The organism is Streptomyces musisoli (genome assembly GCF_016741855.1).
GTDB lineage: Bacteria > Actinomycetota > Actinomycetes > Streptomycetales > Streptomycetaceae > Streptomyces > Streptomyces musisoli.
Genome location: NZ_JAERRH010000031.1, coordinates 1 through 18918, shown reverse-complemented (window position 1 = coordinate 18918; position 18918 = coordinate 1). Strand labels below are relative to the sequence as shown.

General features: G+C 74.1%; 17 protein-coding genes. 8 read left to right on the top strand and 9 right to left on the bottom strand.

The features are described from left to right. Window positions 1-11: 11 nt before the first annotated feature. Both murQ and JK361_RS37590 read right to left on the bottom strand, forming a co-directional pair. Window positions 12-935, bottom strand: a complete 924-nt coding sequence (murQ, locus tag JK361_RS37595; protein ID WP_201827045.1) for an N-acetylmuramic acid 6-phosphate etherase — start codon at window positions 933-935, stop codon at window positions 12-14. A 156-nt stretch (window positions 936-1091) separates the two neighbouring features. Then, entirely contained in the window at window positions 1092-1997 is a 906-nt protein-coding gene (locus tag JK361_RS37590) for a MurR/RpiR family transcriptional regulator (protein ID WP_201827042.1), read from the bottom strand. Window positions 1998-2053: 56 nt separating this feature from the next. On the opposite strand from JK361_RS37590, the gene JK361_RS37585 reads away from it, so the two are divergent. Both JK361_RS37585 and JK361_RS37580 read left to right on the top strand, forming a co-directional pair. After that, a complete protein-coding gene (locus tag JK361_RS37585; RefSeq protein ID WP_201827040.1) occupies window positions 2054-2437 on the top strand; it encodes a DUF8819 family protein in 384 nt (127 codons plus the stop codon). Continuing rightward, on the top strand, window positions 2434-2703 hold the full coding sequence (locus tag JK361_RS37580) for a DUF4031 domain-containing protein (protein ID WP_201827038.1): 270 nt from the start codon (window positions 2434-2436) through the stop codon (window positions 2701-2703). Before JK361_RS37585 ends, JK361_RS37580 begins: the two co-directional genes overlap by 4 nt. A 161-nt stretch (window positions 2704-2864) precedes the next feature. Here JK361_RS37580 and JK361_RS37575 read toward each other — a convergent pair whose 3' ends face one another. Both JK361_RS37575 and JK361_RS37570 read right to left on the bottom strand, forming a co-directional pair. Beyond that, on the bottom strand, window positions 2865-3959 hold the full coding sequence (locus JK361_RS37575; protein ID WP_201827086.1) for a GNAT family N-acetyltransferase: 1095 nt from the start codon (window positions 3957-3959) through the stop codon (window positions 2865-2867). A 36-nt stretch (window positions 3960-3995) separates the two neighbouring features. After that, entirely contained in the window at window positions 3996-4640 is a 645-nt protein-coding gene (locus JK361_RS37570) for an HD domain-containing protein (protein WP_201827036.1), read from the bottom strand. A 187-nt stretch (window positions 4641-4827) separates the two neighbouring features. Between JK361_RS37570 and JK361_RS37565 the strand changes: the two genes are divergently transcribed. After that, entirely contained in the window at window positions 4828-5526 is a 699-nt protein-coding gene (locus tag JK361_RS37565; protein ID WP_201827034.1) for a copper homeostasis protein CutC, read from the top strand. A gap of 157 nt (window positions 5527-5683) precedes the next feature. Here the strand turns inward: JK361_RS37565 and JK361_RS37560 are convergent, their stop codons facing one another. Both JK361_RS37560 and JK361_RS37555 read right to left on the bottom strand, forming a co-directional pair. Next, entirely contained in the window at window positions 5684-6304 is a 621-nt protein-coding gene (locus JK361_RS37560; protein ID WP_201827032.1) for an LppU/SCO3897 family protein, read from the bottom strand. Between the two features lie 336 nt (window positions 6305-6640). After that, window positions 6641-8749 carry a HelD family protein gene (locus JK361_RS37555; protein ID WP_201827031.1) on the bottom strand — a complete coding sequence of 703 codons (2109 nt, stop codon included), beginning with the start codon at window positions 8747-8749 and terminating at the stop codon, window positions 6641-6643. Between the two features lie 316 nt (window positions 8750-9065). On the opposite strand from JK361_RS37555, the gene JK361_RS37550 reads away from it, so the two are divergent. The 3 genes from JK361_RS37550 to JK361_RS37540 are packed head-to-tail and all read left to right on the top strand — an operon-like array spanning window position 9066 to window position 10729. Further along, window positions 9066-9248: a hypothetical protein gene (locus JK361_RS37550; protein WP_201827029.1), complete on the top strand. Its 183-nt coding sequence runs from the start codon at window positions 9066-9068 to the stop codon at window positions 9246-9248. A gap of 18 nt (window positions 9249-9266) precedes the next feature. Continuing rightward, window positions 9267-10436 carry a glycosyltransferase 87 family protein gene (locus JK361_RS37545; RefSeq protein ID WP_372448780.1) on the top strand — a complete coding sequence of 390 codons (1170 nt, stop codon included), beginning with the start codon at window positions 9267-9269 and terminating at the stop codon, window positions 10434-10436. After that, window positions 10400-10729: an SH3 domain-containing protein gene (locus tag JK361_RS37540; protein ID WP_201827027.1), complete on the top strand. Its 330-nt coding sequence runs from the start codon at window positions 10400-10402 to the stop codon at window positions 10727-10729. Before JK361_RS37545 ends, JK361_RS37540 begins: the two co-directional genes overlap by 37 nt. A 123-nt stretch (window positions 10730-10852) precedes the next feature. On the opposite strand, the gene JK361_RS37535 is transcribed toward JK361_RS37540, so the two are convergent. Continuing rightward, window positions 10853-12496 (bottom strand): DNA repair helicase XPB, encoded by a 1644-nt coding sequence (locus tag JK361_RS37535; protein WP_201827025.1) that lies wholly within the window; start codon window positions 12494-12496, stop codon window positions 10853-10855. Between the two features lie 105 nt (window positions 12497-12601). Beyond that, a complete protein-coding gene (locus tag JK361_RS37530; RefSeq protein WP_201827023.1) occupies window positions 12602-13864 on the bottom strand; it encodes a hypothetical protein in 1263 nt (420 codons plus the stop codon). Between the two features lie 393 nt (window positions 13865-14257). Between JK361_RS37530 and JK361_RS37525 the strand changes: the two genes are divergently transcribed. After that, window positions 14258-14797, top strand: a complete 540-nt coding sequence (locus JK361_RS37525; RefSeq protein ID WP_201827021.1) for a hypothetical protein — start codon at window positions 14258-14260, stop codon at window positions 14795-14797. A gap of 13 nt (window positions 14798-14810) precedes the next feature. Here the strand turns inward: JK361_RS37525 and JK361_RS37520 are convergent, their stop codons facing one another. After that, complete coding sequence (locus tag JK361_RS37520; RefSeq protein ID WP_201827019.1) at window positions 14811-17462, bottom strand: helicase C-terminal domain-containing protein; 2652 nt, start codon at window positions 17460-17462, stop codon at window positions 14811-14813. Between the two features lie 341 nt (window positions 17463-17803). Here JK361_RS37520 and JK361_RS37515 point away from each other — a divergent pair, with 341 nt between their 5' ends. Next, window positions 17804-18853: a hypothetical protein gene (locus JK361_RS37515; protein ID WP_201827017.1), complete on the top strand. Its 1050-nt coding sequence runs from the start codon at window positions 17804-17806 to the stop codon at window positions 18851-18853. Window positions 18854-18918: the final 65 nt, after the last annotated feature.

Below are 18918 nucleotides of genomic sequence, written 5' to 3'. Positions count from 1 at the left end.
GAGCGTGCGGGTCAGCGGGGTGCGTGCGCCAGCGCGGCACGCAGATGTCCGCCGGACTCCTCCAGAAGGCGGGCGGCCGTCGGGCCGTCGACGCCGGCGAGCAGCACCAGGATCGCCTGTTTCACCTCGCCGCCGGTCTCCGTGAGGGCCTTCTCGATCTCGGTGTCGCCCGCGCCCGTGGCCTGGGAGACGATCCGGTGCGAGCGTGCGCGGAGCTTGTCGTTGGAGGCGCGCACGTCGACCATCAGGTTCCCGTACGTCTTGCCGAGCCGGATCATGGTGATCGTCGACAGCATGTTCAGCACCAGCTTCTGGGCCGTGCCCGCCTTCAGACGGGTCGAGCCGGTGATCAGTTCCGGGCCCACGACGACCTCGATGCCGTGTTCGGCGGCGGCCCCGAGCGCGCTGTGCGCGTTGCAGGCGAGACCGATGGTCAGGGCCCCCAGGGCGCGGGCGTGCCGGACGGCGCCGACGGCGTAGGGGGTGCGGCCGGAGGCGGAGACGCCGACGACGGTGTCGTCGGGGCCGAGCTTCAGCGCGTCGAGGTCCCGGCGGGCCAGTTCACCGGAGTCCTCCGCGCCTTCCACGGAGGTGACCATGGCCGCGGGGCCGCCCGCGATCAGGCCGACGACCTGCTCGGGGTCGGTGTTGAAGGTGGGCGGGCACTCGGAGGCGTCCAGCACGCCGAGGCGTCCGGCGGTGCCGGCACCGGCGTAGACGAGCCGTCCGCCGCGGCCCATGCGCTCGGCCACGGCGTCGACGGCGGCGGCGATCCGCGGCAACTGGGCCGCCACGGCGGCGGGTACGCCCGCGTCCTCGCCGTTCATCAGCCGGGCGATGTCGAGGGTGGGCAACCGGTCGATGTCGGCGAGTTCGGGCCGGAACGCCTCGGTGGTCAGCGAGGCCAGCTGGGTGCGCAGGTCATCAGAGGACATAAGGGGGTGGCTCTTTCGCTGGGGGGTCTGCGGTTCCCGGAAGGGGCGCGGGGCCGTGGCCGGCGCGTGGCTCCGCCACGGGCGCGGCCGGCCACGGCGGACCCGGCCCCCACGGCACCTGTTCCTGACTTCTTCCTACGTCTTGCGTGCTGCGGCCTATCGCGAAGTGCTCCGGTGGCGGTGCGCCAGCGCCTCGTACGACGCGGCCAGCGCCGGCGCCGCGGTCTCGTACGTCCGCTGCGCCACTCCCACGAACAGACAGTCCACCACCAGCAGCTGACTGGTCCGGGAGGACATCGCGGCGGGCCGCAGCTCGGTCTCCCGGGAGGTCGACGTGGTCAGCACGAGGTCGGCGTACTGGGTGACCGGGGAGTCGGGTCTGCCGGTGATCGCGACGGTGGTCGCCCCGTGCTCGAAGGCGGCCCGGAGCGGCTCTATGACGTCCCCCGTCGACCCGGAGTGGGTGATCGCGATCGCCACGTCACCCGAACGGAGCTGCACCGCGTTGGTCACCGCGAGGTGCGGGTCGCTGTGCGCGTGGGCTATGAGCCCTATCCGCAGCAGCTTCTGGGTGAGGTCCTGGGCGACGAGCCCGGACGCTCCTATGCCGTACACGTCGGTGCGCCGGGCGGCGGCCAGCGCGGCGACGGCCGAGCCCAGCTGCACGGTGTCGAGTCCGGCGGCCGTGTCGGCGAGGGTCTGCTGCTCCTCGTAGGCCAGCTTGGCGACGACGTCGGCGATGGGGTCGTCCACCGCGATGTCGGTGGTGATCGAGGGGGCCCGGCCGGACTGCTGCTGGGCGGCCAGACCGGCGAGGGCGAGACGCAGGTCGCGGTAGCCCGGGTAGCCGAGCAGCCGGGCGGTGCGTACGACCGTGGCCTCGCTGGTGCCGGTGAGCTCGGCGAGGCCGGTCACGGTGAGCGCGGCACACCCGGCCGGGTCGTTCGCGACGGCTTCGGCGACACGCTGCATGGACCGGGTCATGGACGGGGCGAGCGTGCGCACCTTGGCGGCGAGGGAGCCGCCCGGACTGCCGAAAATTTCCTTCACGTCCTGGGTCACGAATGAAAGATATTTTCGGTTCGGTGTCGCGGTCAAGAGTGCGCACAATGGGGTGCATGGACCCCATCAGCCCCCTGGAGCAGGCGTTGCACGCCGCCCGCGCCCTGGTGCTCGCCGATCTGGTCGCGGGCGAGGTCGCCGAGGCCGACGTGGTCTCACTGGTGGAGGACTCCATCGTCCAGCGGCGCTGGTGGGTCGAGCAGTGGCCGGACGGCGCGGCCTTCGTCGCCGGGCTGGTCGCCCAGGACGTGCAGGACGCGCTGCTGGACCGGTACGGCCGCTGGCCGCTGTGCCCGGTGTGCGGCTCCGGCGATCCGCACGCGCTGGACGTGGAGCCCGAACTGGGCCCCGATCCGCACTGGGTGTGCCACAAGGCGGGCGTGAAGGTGGCGTCGTTGGGCTCGCTGGGGTCGGCCGCCGGCGGGGCGGTCTCGTCGTGACGCTGTACATCGACCCGCCCTCCTGGCCCGGCCACGGCCGCATGTGGTCGCACCTGGTCAGCGACGCCTCGTACGACGAACTCCACGTGTTCGCGGCCGGGTTGGGCGTGCCGAGGCGGGCCTTCGAGCGCGACCACTACGACCTCCCCGCGCACCGCTACGCGGACGCGGTGGCCGCCGGGGCGTTGGAGGTCAGCAGCCGCGAGGTGGTGCGGCTGCTGCGGGCGTCGGGTCTGCGCCGGCCGAAGAGGCACCAGGCGTCGTAGCCCGGCGCCGGACGCCGTGGTCCGGGGCACCGCCGTGACCTGGCGTCCGGCGTCGTGGTCCGGGGTCGCTGTCGTGACCTGGCGTCGGCGTCGGCGTCGGCGTCGTGGTCCGGGGTCCGGCGTCGTGGTCCGATGTCCGGCGTCGTGGACCGGGTCCGGCCTCAGGCCCGGCGGAGGTAGAGCAGGAGCCCGGCTTCCATGTCGTGCTCGGCGTGTGCGATCCGCGTCTCCTCCTCGGTCGCCCGGGTGAAGCCGGCGCGGGTCGCCACGCCCTGGGAGGACACGTTGTCGTGCTCGATGGTCAGGAAGACCAGCCCGATGTCCTCCCGGGCCAGTGCCCACCCGGTCAGTGCGCGCAGCGCCTCGGTCGCGTAGCCGTTGCCGCGGGCGCCGGCGACGAGGTCGTAGCCGATCTCCACCCGTCCCTCCCCGTCCGGGGCGCCGTGGAAGCCGATGCCGCCGATCGCCCGGCCGTCCTCGGGCCGTACCAGGGCGAAGACGCCGAACTCCGGGCGGTGCACGCCGGCTTCGTACGCCTTCATCAGGTACGAGCAGGCTTCCCGCGTGCCCTCGTACGGGCCGCCGTCGATCCAGTCGAAGCCGCCCGTGCCGCCCAGGCGCAGGTCGTCGGCGGCGGCCGGGCGGATGCCGGTCAGGGTGACGCGCTCGGCGGGGATGACCAGGTTGTTGCGCCAGCGCCACTCGGTGACCGGGGCGCGGCCGGGCAGTTCGCCCCGGCCGGTCGCCCACAGCAGGGCCGGCCAGGACGCGGGGCCGGGCTGGATGTGCGGGAAGAGCCAGGCCAGGACGGACTCGGCCAGGGCGGCGGGCGGCTCGTAGGGGAGGCCCAGCGCCTGGGTCAGGTCATGGGTGTGGAGGAGGACTTCGGCGACGCCCATGGCGGCGAAGCCGACCCGGTCGGCGCTGCCGAAGGGGTAGGGGTGGAAGGCGCGGACGCCGGGCGGGGCGGTGCGGACGGTCGCGGCGAGCAGGGCGCCGGTCGTCTCGACGACGTGCAGCAGGCCGGTGTTGTCGGTGCCTTCGTCGAGGGTCAGCTCGAAGGGGACGTAGGCGTCCCGGGCGCGTCCCGCCAGGTTGGCCGCGTAGGCGACGAGGTCGTCGGCGATGTGGACCGCCGTTTCGTGACAACTCCACGTCAGTCCGGCGGCCTTCACCTCCTTCCAGTCCCGGTCGACCGCCGGCAGCAGTGCCGCCACGCAGCTCGCGACCGCTTCTTCCACCTGATCCCCACCCATGGCACGCATGGCTCGCACCTTAGGTGCGCCGACCGCTCAGGTCGACAGCATTTCCAGCTCGGCGGTCAGGTTGTAGCGGGCCGTCGCCTCCCACTTCCGTTCTCCGTGGGGGGTTCTGAACAGCCGGGGCAGGTCCAGGAGCTGGCGCAGCACCGCGGCCCGCCCCGCGCGAAAGGCGTCGTTCGGCACGAAGTGGTACTCCTCGCGGACCGCGGCGGTGTAGGCGGCGTACGCGGACGGGGGCGCGGCCAGGATCGCGAGGTCGGCGTCGCACAGCACCTGGCCGTCGCGGTCGTCGTCGGCCGGGTCGTGGGTGACGGTGAGCCGGACCAGCCGGGCCACCTCGGCCGTGGTGGCGTCCGGCACGCCGGCCTCCGGCAGGGCGCGCTCGGCCAGCCGCGCGGACCGCTCCTCGTTCTCGGAGCGTTCGGGGAGGTAGACGGCGTCGTGGAACCAGGCGGCCAGGCGGACCGCGTCCGGGTCGGCCGCGTACGTCTCCAGGACGTCGACGTGGTCGAGTACGGCGGTGAGGTGGGTCACCGTGTGGTAGTGGCGCTGCGGCTCCTGCCAGCGGGTGAGCAGGGCGTCGGCGTAGGGGGCGGGGTCGGGGCCGCCGCCGGGGGTGCGGGCTGCCTCCAGGGCGCGGGCGAAGCGGAGACGCAGGGCGTCGAGGTCGGCCATGGGCCCCATTCTTCCGCGCCGGCCGACGGCCGTCCGCCCGAAGCGGCGGCCCCTGTGCCGAGCCGGGGTGCGGGAGGCGGCTGAACGTCTTCGGGGGAGCGGGGGCACCGTGGCGCTCGCGGACCGGCGTACTCTTGAATTGGACTAGACCTGTAGTCGCCCGATGAATGCCGATGAATGGGGTGCCATGAGCAAGCGTGCAGTCCTGGAGGTGATCGCCCTCGACGTCGAGGACGCGGTCGCCGCCCAGGCCGGAGGCGCTGACCGGCTGGAGCTGGTCACCGAGATGGCGGCCGACGGGCTCACCCCCTCGCCCGCCACCGTCGCCGCGATCCGTGCCGCCGTCGACATCGACCTGCGCGTGATGCTCCGCCTCGCGGACGGGTTCGCTGCCGGGGACGTGGACCGGCTGGTCGGCGTGGCCGGTGAGCTGCGGCAGGCCGGCGCCGACCAGTTCGTGCTCGGTTTCCTGGCCGCGGACGGCGGTGTCGACCTGTCCGCGGTGGAGCGGGTCGTCGGCGCGCTCGGCGGCTGCCGGTGGACCTTCCACCGGGCGATCGACCGGGCCGCGGACCGGGACGCCCTGCGCAAGCAGCTCGCCGATCTGCCCGGCCTGGACACCTACCTCACCGCCGGCTCCGCCGCGGGCGTGGACGACGGCCTGCCCACGCTGCTCGCCGAGGCGGCGCACGACGGCGAGCCCGGGTACGAGCAGCAGATCCTGGTCGGCGGCGGACTCCGCCTCGACCATGTGGCCCGGCTCCGGGCCGGCCGGATCAAGGCGTTCCACATCGGCGGTGCGGCCCGCCCCGGCGGCTGGCGGGGGCCGGTCTCGGCGGACGCGGTCGCCCAGTGGCGTACGGCGGTGGACGGCGACGCCGGTTAGGGTCCTCAGGCCGGGCCGGGTCGGGCCGGGCCGGGTCGGGCCGGGTCGGGCCGGATCAAGCCGGATCAAGCCGGATCAGGCCGGATCAAGCCGGATCAGGCCGGATCAGGGAGCGGTGCCGGACCCCGCGGGCCCGGCATGGTCCGAACGAGAGGCCTCAGTTCTTCACCGGGTGCAGGCACAGGGTGGATCCGCCGTCCACGCTGTACTGGAGGTGGGCCACGTAGTCGCCGGTCGCGCAGTAGCCGTGCTTCGGCTCGGTGATGAGGTACTGGGCGTCCGGGGAGTCGCAGGGAACGTTCCTGAGGTCCTGGTGGGGCCATTCGCGGTCGTTGTGCGCGCAGGCCCCGACCGAGAGCTGGGCGAGGTTCTTCCTGGGCCGGAAGTGGACGCCGGACGGCTCCTCGGAGGCGCCGGTCGCCGCCAGGACGGGCACGGCGACCACCAGTGCCGCGAACGCGCCGAGCGGGACGAGCCCGATCAGGCCGGCCGGCCGTCGCAGCACCGGGCGGCCGGGGTCCAGCGGCGGGCGCCAGGCGGCCGTCACCGGTGCCGGGAGCCTGCGGATCCGGGCCAGGGCAGCGAGGTTGACCAGCAGGGTGACCGGGGTGACGAGCATCGACAGCACGCCCCACCAACCCCGCACCAGGGTGTCCGACTGCATCTGCCGGAAGACGGCGAGGCCGCAGGTGCGGCACAGCACACCGCGGCGCCGCAGGAACCGCATGAGCACCACCATGCCCTGATGCCCGCGCACCGTCACCGGCACGGCGGGCATCGCCCCGCACACCTCGCACCCCGGTCCGGGCCCGGCTCCGGCTCCGGGCCCGGAAGCGGCGGCGGCCGGATACGGAGCCGGGGCCTGCGGGTACGGCCCCGGCGGTTGCTGGTATGGCCCCGGCGGTTGCTGGTACGGCCCCTGCGGTTGCTGGTACGGGCCCTGTGGTGGCTGGTACGGCCCCGGCGGTTGCCGATACGGCTCCTGTGGTGGCTGGTACGGCCCCTGTGGTGGCTGGTACGGCTCCTGCGGCTGCTGGTGCGGGTACGCGGAGTGCGGAGGAGGCGTGCTCAACGGGTGCCTTTCCAGGGGGACATGCCGGACCGGCTCAGCACCCTACTCGGCGAGTTGTGCGGGCAGCGGCGCCGAGTGCGTCACGATCAGGCCGGACACCGCACGGGTCAGCGCCACGTACAGGCGACGCAGCCCGGTGCGCTCGTCCGGTTCGCCGTCCACCACCGCCTGTGGCTCGTCCAGGACCACGTAGTCGTACTCCAGGCCCTTGGCGAGCGAGGCCGGGACGAGGGTCAGCCGGGTCTCGCGGGTGGTCTCCTCACCGGGTGCGAGGCAGGGGATGCCGGCCGCCGCCAGGGCCTCGGCCAGCTGCGGGACGCGGGCGTCGGCGGCGATCAGACCGGTCGAGCCCTCGTTGCGCAGCAACTCCTCGCAGGCGGCGACCACGTCGGACGTTCCGGCGGCCGTACGGACCTCGAAGAAGCCCGGGTTCTCCCGGACGGAGGCGACCGGGGTGAGGCCGGGTGCGATGTGCGGGAGCAGCCGGGAGGCGTACGCGATGACGTCCGTCGGCACGCGGAAACCGGCCGTCAGCTCCTCGATGGCGCCCTCCGGTTTGCCGAGGTGGGCCAGCGCCTCCGCCCAGCTCCGGGTCGCCCACGGCGTCGTGCCCTGCGCGAGGTCGCCCAGGACGGTCGCGCTGCCGGTGGTGCAGCGGCGGCCGACGGCCCGGTACTGCATCGGCGACAGGTCCTGCGCCTCGTCCAGCACGACATGGCCGAGCGAGTGCGTGCGCTGGATCAGGTCGGCCGCCTCGTCGATCAGCACCGCGTCCGCCGCCGACCACCTGGCCGACTTCACGCTGCGCGCCGGCTTGGCCCACAGGATCGTCTTCTGCTCGTCCTCGTCCAGGATCCCGGCGGCGTGCTCGGCGAGGAACTCCGGATCGCCCAGCAGCCGCAGCACCAGTTTCGCCGGGTCCACGGCCGGCCACAGGGCCTTCACGGCCGCCTTCACCGCGCTGTTGCGGGCGACCGCGTCCTGCACCCGGTCGTCCGGGGCCTCCCCGGCCCGCTCCATCTGCACCAGCACCGCGTGCGCGATGCGCTGCGGCAGGGCCTCGCGGGCCGCGCCGTAGCGGATGTCCCGCGCCAGCAACTCGCGGACGATCTCCTCCAGTTCGTACGCCGGCACCCGCCAGCGCCGCGAGCCGCGCACGACCACGACCGGCTCGGTGGGCAGCGTCACGTGCGCGTACAGGGCGCGTCTGAGCACCTCGGCCAGCCGGGCGTCGCCCTTGACGAGCCCGGCGGCCGCGTCGTCGGTCCCGCGCACCTCGGCGTGGGCGACCAGGTCGTCCACCGTCGCCTGCCGGACGGTCAGCTCGCCGAGCGCGGGCAGGACCTGCTCGATGTAGTGCAGGAAGGACCGGTTCGGCCCGATGACCAGCGTGCCGGTGCGGGCGAGCCGCTCCCGGTGGGCGTAGAGCAGGTACGCGACCCGGTGCAGGCCGACGGCGGTCTTCCCGGTGCCGGGGCCGCCCTGTACGCAGACCGTGCCGGACAGGCCGGAGCGGACGATCTCGTCCTGCTCCGGCTGGATGGTGGCCACGATGTCCCGCATCGGTCCGACGCGCGGGCGCTCGATCTCCTGCTGGAGCAGCTTGCTGGTGGCGGCCGCCTCGGCCGGGTCGGAGAGGTGTTCGTCCTCGTACGCGGTCAGGTCGCCGCCGGTGTAGCCGAAGCGCCGGCGCAGCCCGACGTCCATGGGGTTCTTCTTGGACGCCCGGTAGAACGGCTGCGAGACCGGCGCGCGCCAGTCGATGACCATGGGGTCGCCGTCCGCGTCGTGCACATGCCGGCGCCCGATGTAGAACTGTCCGTCCGTCTCCCACCGCCGCCCCTGCGAGGAAGGCGCTTCGCGCCCCTTGGACTCCTCGGCGCCCTCGGCCCCGGGGGCGTGCAGGTAGTCCAGCCGACCGAAGAACAGCGGGGTGTCGCTGAGATCGGCCAGCGCCTTGATGCGCTCGTCGATCTGGCGGGCGAGCACCGCGGCGTTGACCCAGTTCGCGGTGACGTCGCCGATGTCCAGGGCCTCCACGTCCTCCCGCATGGCACGCAGGGCGGAGCGGGACGCGGCGAGGTGGGCCCGCTCTCGGGCGAGCGGGCCGGCCGACGGTTCGGCGGACGGTTCGTGGGTGGGCGCGGACAAGGGGGTGCCTCCGTTGGGCCTGCGGTGTGGGCTACGACGGTGCCGTCCGGTTTCCGGCCGGGCAGACATTCGGGCGGCCCGAAGGGTCTCGTCTGGGGCGGTGGTGTGTGACGGGTGGGCACTCCGCGAGGGAGGCGGGCAAGAGCGGAGATTTTAGGCGTGGTCAGGCGCCCGGGTCCAATGAATTTCCGTCCCCTAGGGGACGGGGTGCCCCTGGCGTAGGGGGCGGGGTCCACCCGGAGATCTACGCGGCACCGTTCCGGACTGGACCCGCAGACCGATGCGTACGAGGGGGCCGAAGTTCCACCATGGAGACATGAGCGCAGCAACCTTCTCTCCAGCCCCTGCCCGGCCCCCGGCCGGCGCCACGGCCGTGGACGGCCCGCACCACCACCCGCTCGGCAACGCCCTGCGGGCCGCGAAAGTGTTCGTCGAGGCGGCGTTCAGCGTCGTGATCCTCGGCGAGTACGGCGAGGAAGCGGGCATACGTCGCAAGTGACGACATAGGGTCGCGTCCGTGCGGAAACGGACGTCCCTGCTCCTTCTCGCCCTCTCCCTCACCTCCTTCGTCACGCTGTGCGCCCTGCGCGGCGCACCCATGGCCGATCTCCTCGTGTACCGGGCCGAGGGCGCGGCCGTGGCCCACGGCACCGACCTCTACGGCTTCACCGTCACCGAGTGGCGGCTCCCCGCGACCTACCCGCCCTTCGCGGCGATCGTGTTCGTCCCGGCGACCTGGCTCCCCGTGCCGGCCCTGAAAGCGGCGTTCCTGGCGGGCAACGCGCTCCTGCTCGCCGTCTTCGTCGCCCTCTCCGCCCGTCTGGCGTCCCGGACCCTGACCCCGTCCCTGCTCTGTGCGGCCACCGCGGCCGCGCTCTGGCTGGAGCCGGTCTTCCAGACGCTGCTGTTCGGCCAGATCAACCTGGCCGTCTCCTGCCTGGCCCTGTGGGACCTGACCCGGCCTCCCGGCGCCCGCGCCAAGGGCCTCGCCCTCGGGATCACGGCCGGCATCAAGCTCACCCCGGCCGTGTTCGTGGCCTACCTGCTCCTGCGGGGCCGGGCGCGGGAGGCGGCGACGGCGGTGGCGGCCTTCGGCGGGACGGTCGCGCTCGGTGCCGTCCTGCTCCCTTCCGCGAGCGCCGACTTCTGGACCCGGCGCCTGTACGAGACCGGCCGGGTCGGCAAGGCCTGGATCGTGGACAACCAGTCCCTGCGGGGGCTGGTCGCGCGGGCCCTGGGCGACCCTGATCCGGTCCTCGCCTGGGCGCTCCCGGCGGCGGCGGTCGCGGTGGCGGGCCTGGCGCTGGCGGCCCGTGCCCGCCGGGACAGCCACGGCATCCTGCTGACCGCGTTCACGGCCCTGCTGGTCTGCCCGATCAGCTGGACCCACCACTGGGTGTGGTGCGTGCCGCTGCTCGCCGTGCTGCTGGCGGAGGGGCGCACCCGCACGGCCGCGCTGGTGGCCCTCGTCTTCACCGCCCGCACGATATGGCTGGTGCCCCATGAGGGGGCCCGGGACCTGGAACTTCCCTGGTGGCAACAGCCGTTGGCGGCTGCTTACCCGCTCCTGGTGCTCGGGCTCTCCATCTCGTATGACAGCATGATCAGCCGTTGTCCGATCGTTTCGACCGAGCAAACGGGGAATCTGACATGCCCTTCTCGAAGCTTCCGTTCCGCAAGGCGGTGAGCGGTCTGACCGCCGCCACCGCGCTCGCCATCGGCGCCACCGTCCTCGCCGCGCCCAGCGCCTCGGCCGTCGGCTCCTCCGCGTGCACCAAGAACATCAAGGACAAGACCCTTCAGGTCGTCCAGTGGGACCACGCCGACATGTACACCAGCCCCAGCTTCAGGTCCAAGGTGAAGAAGTCCGTCTTCGCGGGCAGCAACGTGCGTGTGTACTGCACCGCGAAGGGCGGCGACTGGTACTACGGCAAGTCCGGCAAGACCAAGGGCTGGATGGAGTACCACGCCTTCTTCTAGGCCGTGCCCGCTCCAGGCCCTGCCTCGCCGGGGCCGCGCCTGACCGTCCGCGCCCAGGGTCTTTCGTTCGGTTCAGGCCGGATCAGGGACCGCGCGAGCCCGGCATGATCCGAACGAGAGGCCCTAGCCGTCCGCCAGGATCTCGTCCGCGTCCACGATGCGGTAGGCGTAGCCCTGCTCGGCCAGGAAGCGCTGCCGGTGGGCGGCGAAGTCCTGGTCGATGGTGTCGCGGGCGACGACCGAGTAGAAGTGGGCCTGGTGGCCGTCGGCCTTGGGGCGCAGCACCCGGCCGAGCCGCTGGGCCTCCTCCTGCCGCGAGCCGAAGGTGCCGGACACCTGGATGGCGACCGTGGCCTCGGGCAGGTCGATGGAGAAGTTGGCGACCTTCGACACCACCAGCACGCTGATCTCGCCCTCGCGGAACGCGTCGAAGAGCTTCTCGCGCTGGGCGTTGGAGGTCTCGCCCTTGATGACGGGGGCGTTCAGGTGCTCGCCCAGCTCGTCCAGCTGGTCGATGTACTGGCCGATGACCAGGATCTGCTGCCCGGCGAAGCGGCGGACGATCGCCTCCGTGACCTTCCTCTTGGTCGCCGTCGTCGCGCAGAAGCGGTACTTCTCCTCCGTCTCGGCGGTGGCGTAGGCCAGCCGCTCGGAGTCGGTCAGGTTCACCCGGACCTCGACGCAGTCGGCCGGTGCGATGTAGCCCTGCGCCTCGATCTCCTTCCAGGGCGCGTCGAACCGCTTGGGCCCGATGAGCGAGAACACGTCCGACTCACGGCCGTCCTCGCGCACCAGGGTGGCGGTGAGCCCCAGCCGGCGGCGCGCCTGGAGGTCGGCGGTGAACTTGAAGACCGGCGCGGGCAGCAGGTGCACCTCGTCGTAGACGATCAGCCCCCAGTCCCGGGAGTCGAACAGCTCCAGGTGCGGGTAGACGCCTTTCCGCTTGGTCGTCAGCACCTGGTACGTGGCGATGGTGACCGGGCGGATCTCCTTCTTCGTGCCGCTGTACTCGCCGATCTCGTCCTCGGTCAGCGAGGTCCGCTTCACCAGCTCGTGCTTCCACTGCCGGGCGGAGACGGTGTTGGTGACGAGGATCAGCGTGGTCGACTTCGCCTCGGCCATGGACCCGGCGCCGACCAGTGTCTTGCCGGCGCCGCAGGGCAGCACGACGACGCCGCTGCCGCCGTGCCAGAAGTTCTCCACGGCCTGCTTCTGGTAGGGGCGCAGCGTCCAGCCGTCCTCCAGCAGCTCGATCGGGTGCGCCTCCCCGTCGACGTACCCGGCGAGGTCCTCGGCCGGCCAGCCCAGCTTCAGCAGCATCTGCTTGATCTGCCCGCGCTCCGAGGGGTGCACCACGACGGTGTCCGGGTCGATGCGGGCGCCGACCAGCGGGGTGATCCGCTTGGACTTCAGCACCTCCTCCAGCACCGGCCGGTCGGTGGTGGTGAGGACGAGTCCGTGCGCGGGGTGCTTGGAGAGGGTGAGGCGGCCGTAGCGGTCCATCGTCTCGGCGATGTCCACGAGCAGGGCGTGCGGCACCGGGTAGCGGCTGTACTGCACGAGGGCGTCCACGACCTGCTCGGCGTCGTGGCCGGCGGCGCGGGCGTTCCACAGGCCGAGGGGGGTGACCCGGTAGGTGTGGATGTGCTCGGGCGCCCGCTCCAGTTCGGCGAAGGGCGCGATGGCCCGCCGGCAGTCGTCGGCCCGCTCGTGGTCGACTTCCAGGAGCAGGGTTTTGTCGGACTGGACGATCAGTGGACCATTCACGCGCGGCACACCCTTTCCACAACGGCCAAACGTCCAGTGTGCCTCATCAGGCCGGATCGCCCGCGAGCCTCGGCGTCCGCACCGTCGCCACCTGCGGGAACGGTCTCACAGGGCGGCTTCGACGAGGAAGAGCTGGCTGTCCGCGCCCGTGCAGCCCTCCACGACGGCTTCCGCGCCCGCGGCGGGGCTCGCGGCCCTGATGCCCACGCACGTGCCGTCGTCGACCTTGATCAGATAAGGCCGGCCGACGGACTTCCCGGACGTCCCGGCCTGCGCGGCCTTCGCGTGTTCGGTGGGGACGAAGTGGAAGACGGTGGTCTGTTCGCACGCCTCCCAGGGTTCGAGCAGTCCCTCGCCGGGGCCCGAGGTGAGCGCCTTCAGGCACCCCTTGCCCTGGTCGGGTCGGTACCAGGAGATGCGGTAGGTGCCCTTGTCCACGGGTTCGAGGGTCGTGGTCTGCGGGGCGGTCTCGGCGCAGGGGCGCTGCACGGCGACGAGGGAGCGGTACCGCCCGTCCCGGGCCTGTCCGTCCGTGACGCACAGGCCGGGGGAGGCGAGCGGCCGGAGGAGGACCTGCCCGCGCGGCAGCGGCGTGGACCCGGCCGCCGGGTCCGCGGTGCCTCCCGGGCCGGAGTCCCGCAGGAACCACACGACGCCGGCGGCCAGGGCGGCGGCGAGGACGGTTCCGGCGAGGACGCGGGACCGTCGGGTGCGCACGAGCCGCCGCAGCGCACCGCGCGCCCCCGGGGGCCCCAGGCGACCGCCCCGGCCCCCGGACTCCTCGGGACCGTCGGGGGCCCCGTGACCCCCGGAGTCCCCGCGACCCCCGGACTCTCCCTGACCCCCGGACTCCCCGGACTCCCCGGAGTCCCTGGAGCCCCCCGTGGCCCCAGGGCCCCCAGGACCCCCGGCTCCCCCCGCGCCCGCCGAGCGGCCCATTTCCCCCGAGCCGCCCATTCCCGCCGAGCGGCCCATTTCCCCCGAGCCGCCCATTCCCGCCGATCCTTCCGACCCCTGCCCCGATCCCCCCGGCCGGTGCCCCCATCCCCCCGCCCCCGGTCCCGAGCCCCCCGGCCCCTGGCCCGGGGTCTGGGACTCGGCGGCCCTCTTCCGTGCCGCCAGCCAGTCGTCCACGTAGTCGCCCTCCCCGCATGCGCGGACGAACGCCGTCAGCAGCTCCTGCCGGGGCAGTGAGCCGTGGCGCAGGACGTCGGCCAGCGTGCTGCGCGGCAGCAGTCCGCCCTGCCCGGCGGCGCGCTCCTCGAGCTGCCGGTAGGTCAGCCGGGAGCGCGCCTTCAGCTCGCGCAGTTCGGCGTTCAGATCCGCCGCGGTCCGTAACTCCTTCAGCGCAAGCGCTCTCTGATCCATGGCACCCATGGTTGTTGTGGGGCCCGTCATGGATCAAAACCCTTTCCGGCCAACGTGGCCGAAGGTCAGCGCGACTTTGGTGAGGTGTCGTCGATGGCAGACATCCCGTGCGTCCTCCCGTCCGATCGGCGCCGGGCCCGTCGCGGTCCCGGCTGCTGGACCGAAAGGCTGGCCGGGGTGTGCGGGGTGGACAAGGGGTTGTGGTGTCCAGGACATGTCCGGGACACGCGCGTCACCTGTCCGGCCTGGTCGTGGCCTGGGTCGGACCGGGTCCGCGGCCTGTCCGAGCCGCCCACGCCGCCTGGGTCACCGCTCACAGGGCAACCACGCGCGGGGTCCGGGTGTCTTCTCCGGCGAAGCGGTGCGGTGCGCGGGGGTGATGAGGAGGGCGCGATGCCGGCAGGCAGGTGGGGAACCGGGGCAGGGGCCGTGGTGGTGCTGGCGGCCACCGGTGTCTGGGCGATGTGGCCCGGGCAGGTCGACTCACGGCTCTGGGGCGAGGTACGGCCGGTCATCGAGGCCCGGCTCGCGGCGGAGAGCCGGGGAAGCGGCTACGGCGAGGCCGTGCCCGCGCTGGAGGCGCACTGGTTCTGCCGGGCCGAGGCGCTCGACCTGGACGACCACGGGGACGAGGTGCGCGCGGGCGTCAACACGCTGTGCGTCGAGTACGGGGTGCGCGACGGCAGCCTGGTGGAATGCAGCGCCGGGCAGGCCCCGCAGGTGCTGCGGCTGGCGCGGACCGCGGACGGCGGCTACCGGGTCGTGTCGCGCGAGCAGGCGCCCGACGGCGCCGGGAACGCCCGCTGGACGAGGGACCACTTCGGCCGTTTCGCAGGCTCCGCCCTGGACCGGCCGATGTCGGCCGGTGCTCTGGAGAGCGCGGCCCGTACCCGCTTCGGTCTGCCGGCGGACGCGCCGGTAGCGGACTGCTGAGCCGGCGACTGACTCAGTCGTCCGCCAGCTCGGCGACCCCCGTGATCCGGTGCAGCGGATACGTCCGCACCTCGTCCGCCGTGTGGTCGTACGCCGTCACGAAACCGCCCTCCACCCGGATCGGGGCGATGACCCGCTGGCTGGCGGCGCCCTCGGCGTTGACGTAGCCGATCCACACGGCGTCGCCGGTCAGGACGGCGGCCTGCATGGTGGCCAGGGTCTCGGCGGAGGAGGTCCGGGGCAGCTCACCGCCCGCCAGGGGCTCACCGGCCTGCTTGCGCGGGGCGGTGGCGGCCAGGTCACCGGCCCGGATCGCGCGGATCGCCGCCGCCAGCAGCGTGGCGTCGGGCGGCGGCGGCCCGTCCGGCACCGGCTCGGGCGCGGTGCGCGGCGGGGTGCGGTGGGCGTGGGCGCGGGTGATCAGCACATCGCCCTCGGCGGACTCGGCGGCGGGCGCGTAACCCATCGCGCGCAGCCCCTCCAGCAGCGTCGCCGGGTCGGCCGGGGCGGCGAGCACGGTCGGGGCCAGCCGGCGCAGGTGCAGGGCGGCGGCCCGCTTGTCGGCGAGGATCTCGTTCAGCAGGGCGTCGTCGTCGCAGCGCACGTACGCCGAGGCCGCGCCGACCCGCAGATGGCCGTGTCGGCGGGCCACGTCGTCGACCAGGTAGGCGAGCGGCTGCGGTACCGGCGTACGGGAGTGCTCCGCGAGGAAGGCGTGCAGGTCGGCGGCGGTCTGGCCGGCGTCCAGGGCGCGGCGGACGGACGCCGGCGTGAACCGGTACACCGTCGCGCCGCCCTTGGACTCCACGTCCGCGAGCACGCCCAGCATGTCCGCGAGCGGGCGCCGCAGCGGGCCGGGGGCGACCGCCGTCAGGTCGGCCTGGAGCAGGACGTGGTCCAGCGGCTCGGGCAGCAGCGGGGCGAGCAGCCGGGTCGCTGCGGCGGCCGCGACGGCCTGCTCGGGGGCGGAGAGGGGCGCGAGCCGGTCCGGCGCGCGGTGGTGGTGCACCGGGAGCTTGTCGCCGGGTCCGGACGGGACGGGGGAACCGGCATCGGGGGCGGCCGGGGCGCCGGTCGAGGTGGCGCCGCGGGTCGGGGCGCCGGTCGAGGTGGCGCCGGGGGCGGCCGGGGCGCCGGTCCCGGTCGTGCCGGGCTTCGCGGAGCCGGATCCGGTGGCGGGGGGCGCGCCGAGCAGTACGCGTCCGTGCGCCGCCAGCGCTCCCCTGCCGGTCACGCCCAGCAGCTCCGCCTCCGACAGGGTCCAGCGGGCCAGCCGGGAGCGCAGGTCGTCGTCGCCGTCCTGCCGGGCCCCGCGCAGCGGCCGTTCCCAGCGCAGCCTGGCCAGCACCGACTCGGTGTCCGGGGCCGCGCCCCGCGGCAGCCAGGCCAGCAGGGAGAGCACCCGGTGCCGTACCTCGGGCGCGGCGGACCGGTCGAGGCCCGGGCCGAGCGCCGACAGGGCCCGGTCCTTCGCGTCCCGGCCGCCGACCAGCCCCGGCGTGCGGGTGGCCGCCAGCCATGCCTGGGCGAGCCGCGCCCAGCGCTCGGCGGGCGGCTGCTCCAGCCACTCGTCGTAGGCGGGGGTGGCCGAGTACCGTTCGTCGGCCTCGCCGTCGGAGGCGATCAGGCCGGCCGCGTAGGCCAGCTCGACCCAGAAGGCGGCGACCGGCTCGGACACGTCCAGCGCCACGGCGGTCCGCTTCAGGTCGCGGACGCTGAGCCCGCCCGCCCGCAGCACGGCCGGTCCGCCCTCGTCCCAGTCCTTCAGCAGCTCCTCGACGGTGGCCAGCGCGGTGTACGCCTGGCCGGCCGCGGTGGCGTCCACCACCTGCGGGCTGTGGGCCGCGGCCGGCGCCACGGCGGGCGGCAGCGGCTCCGGCGCGCGGTGGGCACGGCCCCCGCGCAGATGCAGGGCGACCTCGCGGGGGAGCACGACCGTGCCGGGTGCGGTCGGCAGCAGCAGGCCGCGGTCCAGCAGCCAGCGCAGATGCGCCGCCGGTTCCGCGGTGACCTGTCCGTAGGGCGGCCCCCACACCAGCCGGGACAGCACCTCCTGGGCGGCCTCCGGGGCCCCGGCGAGGAGCTTCGCCATCTTCTTCCGGTGCGTGAACAGCGAGGTCAGCGCGGTCACGGCGGACACCGAGTCGTGCGTCGACGGCAGCCCCGCCGTCGTCACGATCTCCTGGATCCGCCCCGGCGACATGCCCGAGGTGGCCTCCTGCACGGTCGGGCCGAGCCCGGTCGGGGACGGGTGCTGGGCAGAGGGTGCGAGCAGTTCGCGGGCGGTGCGCACCAGCCGCAGCCGGTCGTCGTCGCCCCACACCAGCGCCTGCTCGCGCAGGATGCCGAGGGCCTGCGGCAGCGCGCCGGCGATCGTCTCGTCGCCGGCGTCCCCGGCCATCAGCCCGAGCAGGGTGTCGTACGAAGCCGGGTCCGGGGCCACCGCCAGTGCCTCCGCCGTCTGGAGCGCGAACCGGTCCAGCCGCTCGAGGGCGCGCAGCACGGAGGCGCGCGTGCCGGCGCGCGTGGCGAGCTGGGTGAGGTCGGTGGGTACCGGAGTGATGAGGTCCGGGCGGCTGCGCAGCAGCGCGGCCAGGGAGGCGTCGTCCCGCACGCGGAGCGCCTCCGCGAGGGACCGAGGGGCTGAGTGGGCCTCGGGGCTCATCCGGCCAACGGTAGCGGACATCCCCTCCCCACCGAACAGACCAACCACCCTCACCCGCCCCTGAAACCCGAGTCACCCCGAACGAGCCCCGGGTCCCCCTCCCTCCCGAAAGGTGGGATCGGCAGATCCGTTCCACCCCCCGCCCGCCACCCTCGCCCGTGACCTGCACCTTTCCAGAGCCTCTCCGGAACGGATCCGCCAATCCCACCCTGAGGGGGAGGGGGAGGGGAGGGGGGTGGGTGGGGTGCGGGTTGGGTGGCTGGCGGTGCGGGCCGCGGGTGGTCAGGAGGAACCGGTACCGTCCTCACGGGGAATCAGTCGGCGCACCCCGGAGGGGTTCCGTGGGGATCGAGAGCGACCAGGTCGTCTACGAGTATCTGAGCCGCGTCGGAGACATCGCCCAGCAGCGGCAGCTGCCGTCGGCGACCCGGATGCGGCTCGTGTCGGAGCTGCGTAACGAGATCGACCGGAGCCGGGCGAAGGCGACGGTGGACTCACCCGCCGCCGTCCGCCGCATCCTGGACCGCCTCGGCACCCCGGACGACGTCGTCTCGGCGGCGGGCGGCACCGGCGGGCCGCTCCTGCAACCGCCCTCCACCGCCGTACCGGCACAGCCCGCCTCCGGAGGGCCGGCGCCGGAACGGGCGGAGCGCGAGCGGCCGAAGGGGCTGCGCCGGGTCGTACCGCGCCCGCGCCCCGCCGAACCCGAGCCGTCCGCACGGCGGGACGCACCGGCTCCGCCGCACCTCGCCCCCGCGCATGAGCTGGGGGACAGCGCGATGCCGCCCGACTGGTGGCGCGTCGGCACCGGCGGCCCCTTGGCGGACACCGACCCGGTGCCGGGGTTCGTCGGCGGTGTGGAGATCCCGGACATGCTCAGGCGCCCCCCGGCGGAGACGACGGAAGCGGCCACCGAGAAGGCCGGTCCGGCGGCGGACCCCGCCGAGACCGCACCCGCACCCGCCGCCCCGCGCCGCCGTCTCCTGGGCCTGCTCCCGGCTCGGGCGGCCGCGTCCGCGGGCACCGCGGGCCGCCCCGCGCGCGGGCTCCTCCCCGGCTGGTCCAACCCGCTCCTGCTGCTGGCCGCCGCCGCGCTCGTCGCCGGGACCGTGCTCGGCAACTGGTTCGCGCTGCTCCTGGGCTGGGCGATCGCCTACGGCTCCCGGCGGCTGACCGCCGCGGAGACCAAGTGGGCGGTGATGGTGCTGCCGGGTACGGCGGTCGTGGCCGGGCTGGTGTGGCTGTGGGGGCGGAACGAGGGGCGGTGGGGTGAGCCGATCGCGCAGGGCCACCTGAACGACGCCGTCGCCGAGACCTGGCCGTGGGTGGTCCGGGGAGCGGCACTGGCCTCGGCCGTCTACCTGGTCTGGCGCTCCCGACGAAAGAACTGACCACCCCACGCCTCAGAGCCCGCCACACAAAGCCCCCAACGCCACAAACGCCGCCGCCGGCAGTG

Coding starts and splice junctions, on each gene's coding strand:
- murQ (WP_201827045.1), bottom strand. CDS start 935: ATGTCCTCTGATGACCTGCGCACCCAGCTGGCCTCGCTGACCACCGAG.
- JK361_RS37585 (WP_201827040.1), top strand. CDS start 2,054: ATGGACCCCATCAGCCCCCTGGAGCAGGCGTTGCACGCCGCCCGCGCC.
- JK361_RS37575 (WP_201827086.1), bottom strand. CDS start 3,959: ATGGGTGGGGATCAGGTGGAAGAAGCGGTCGCGAGCTGCGTGGCGGCA.
- JK361_RS37570 (WP_201827036.1), bottom strand. CDS start 4,640: ATGGCCGACCTCGACGCCCTGCGTCTCCGCTTCGCCCGCGCCCTGGAG.
- JK361_RS37565 (WP_201827034.1), top strand. CDS start 4,828: ATGAGCAAGCGTGCAGTCCTGGAGGTGATCGCCCTCGACGTCGAGGAC.
- JK361_RS37560 (WP_201827032.1), bottom strand. CDS start 6,304: ATGCCCGCCGTGCCGGTGACGGTGCGCGGGCATCAGGGCATGGTGGTG.
- JK361_RS37550 (WP_201827029.1), top strand. CDS start 9,066: ATGAGCGCAGCAACCTTCTCTCCAGCCCCTGCCCGGCCCCCGGCCGGC.
- JK361_RS37540 (WP_201827027.1), top strand. CDS start 10,400: ATGCCCTTCTCGAAGCTTCCGTTCCGCAAGGCGGTGAGCGGTCTGACC.
- JK361_RS37530 (WP_201827023.1), bottom strand. CDS start 13,864: ATGGATCAGAGAGCGCTTGCGCTGAAGGAGTTACGGACCGCGGCGGAT.
- JK361_RS37525 (WP_201827021.1), top strand. CDS start 14,258: ATGCCGGCAGGCAGGTGGGGAACCGGGGCAGGGGCCGTGGTGGTGCTG.
- JK361_RS37520 (WP_201827019.1), bottom strand. CDS start 17,462: ATGAGCCCCGAGGCCCACTCAGCCCCTCGGTCCCTCGCGGAGGCGCTC.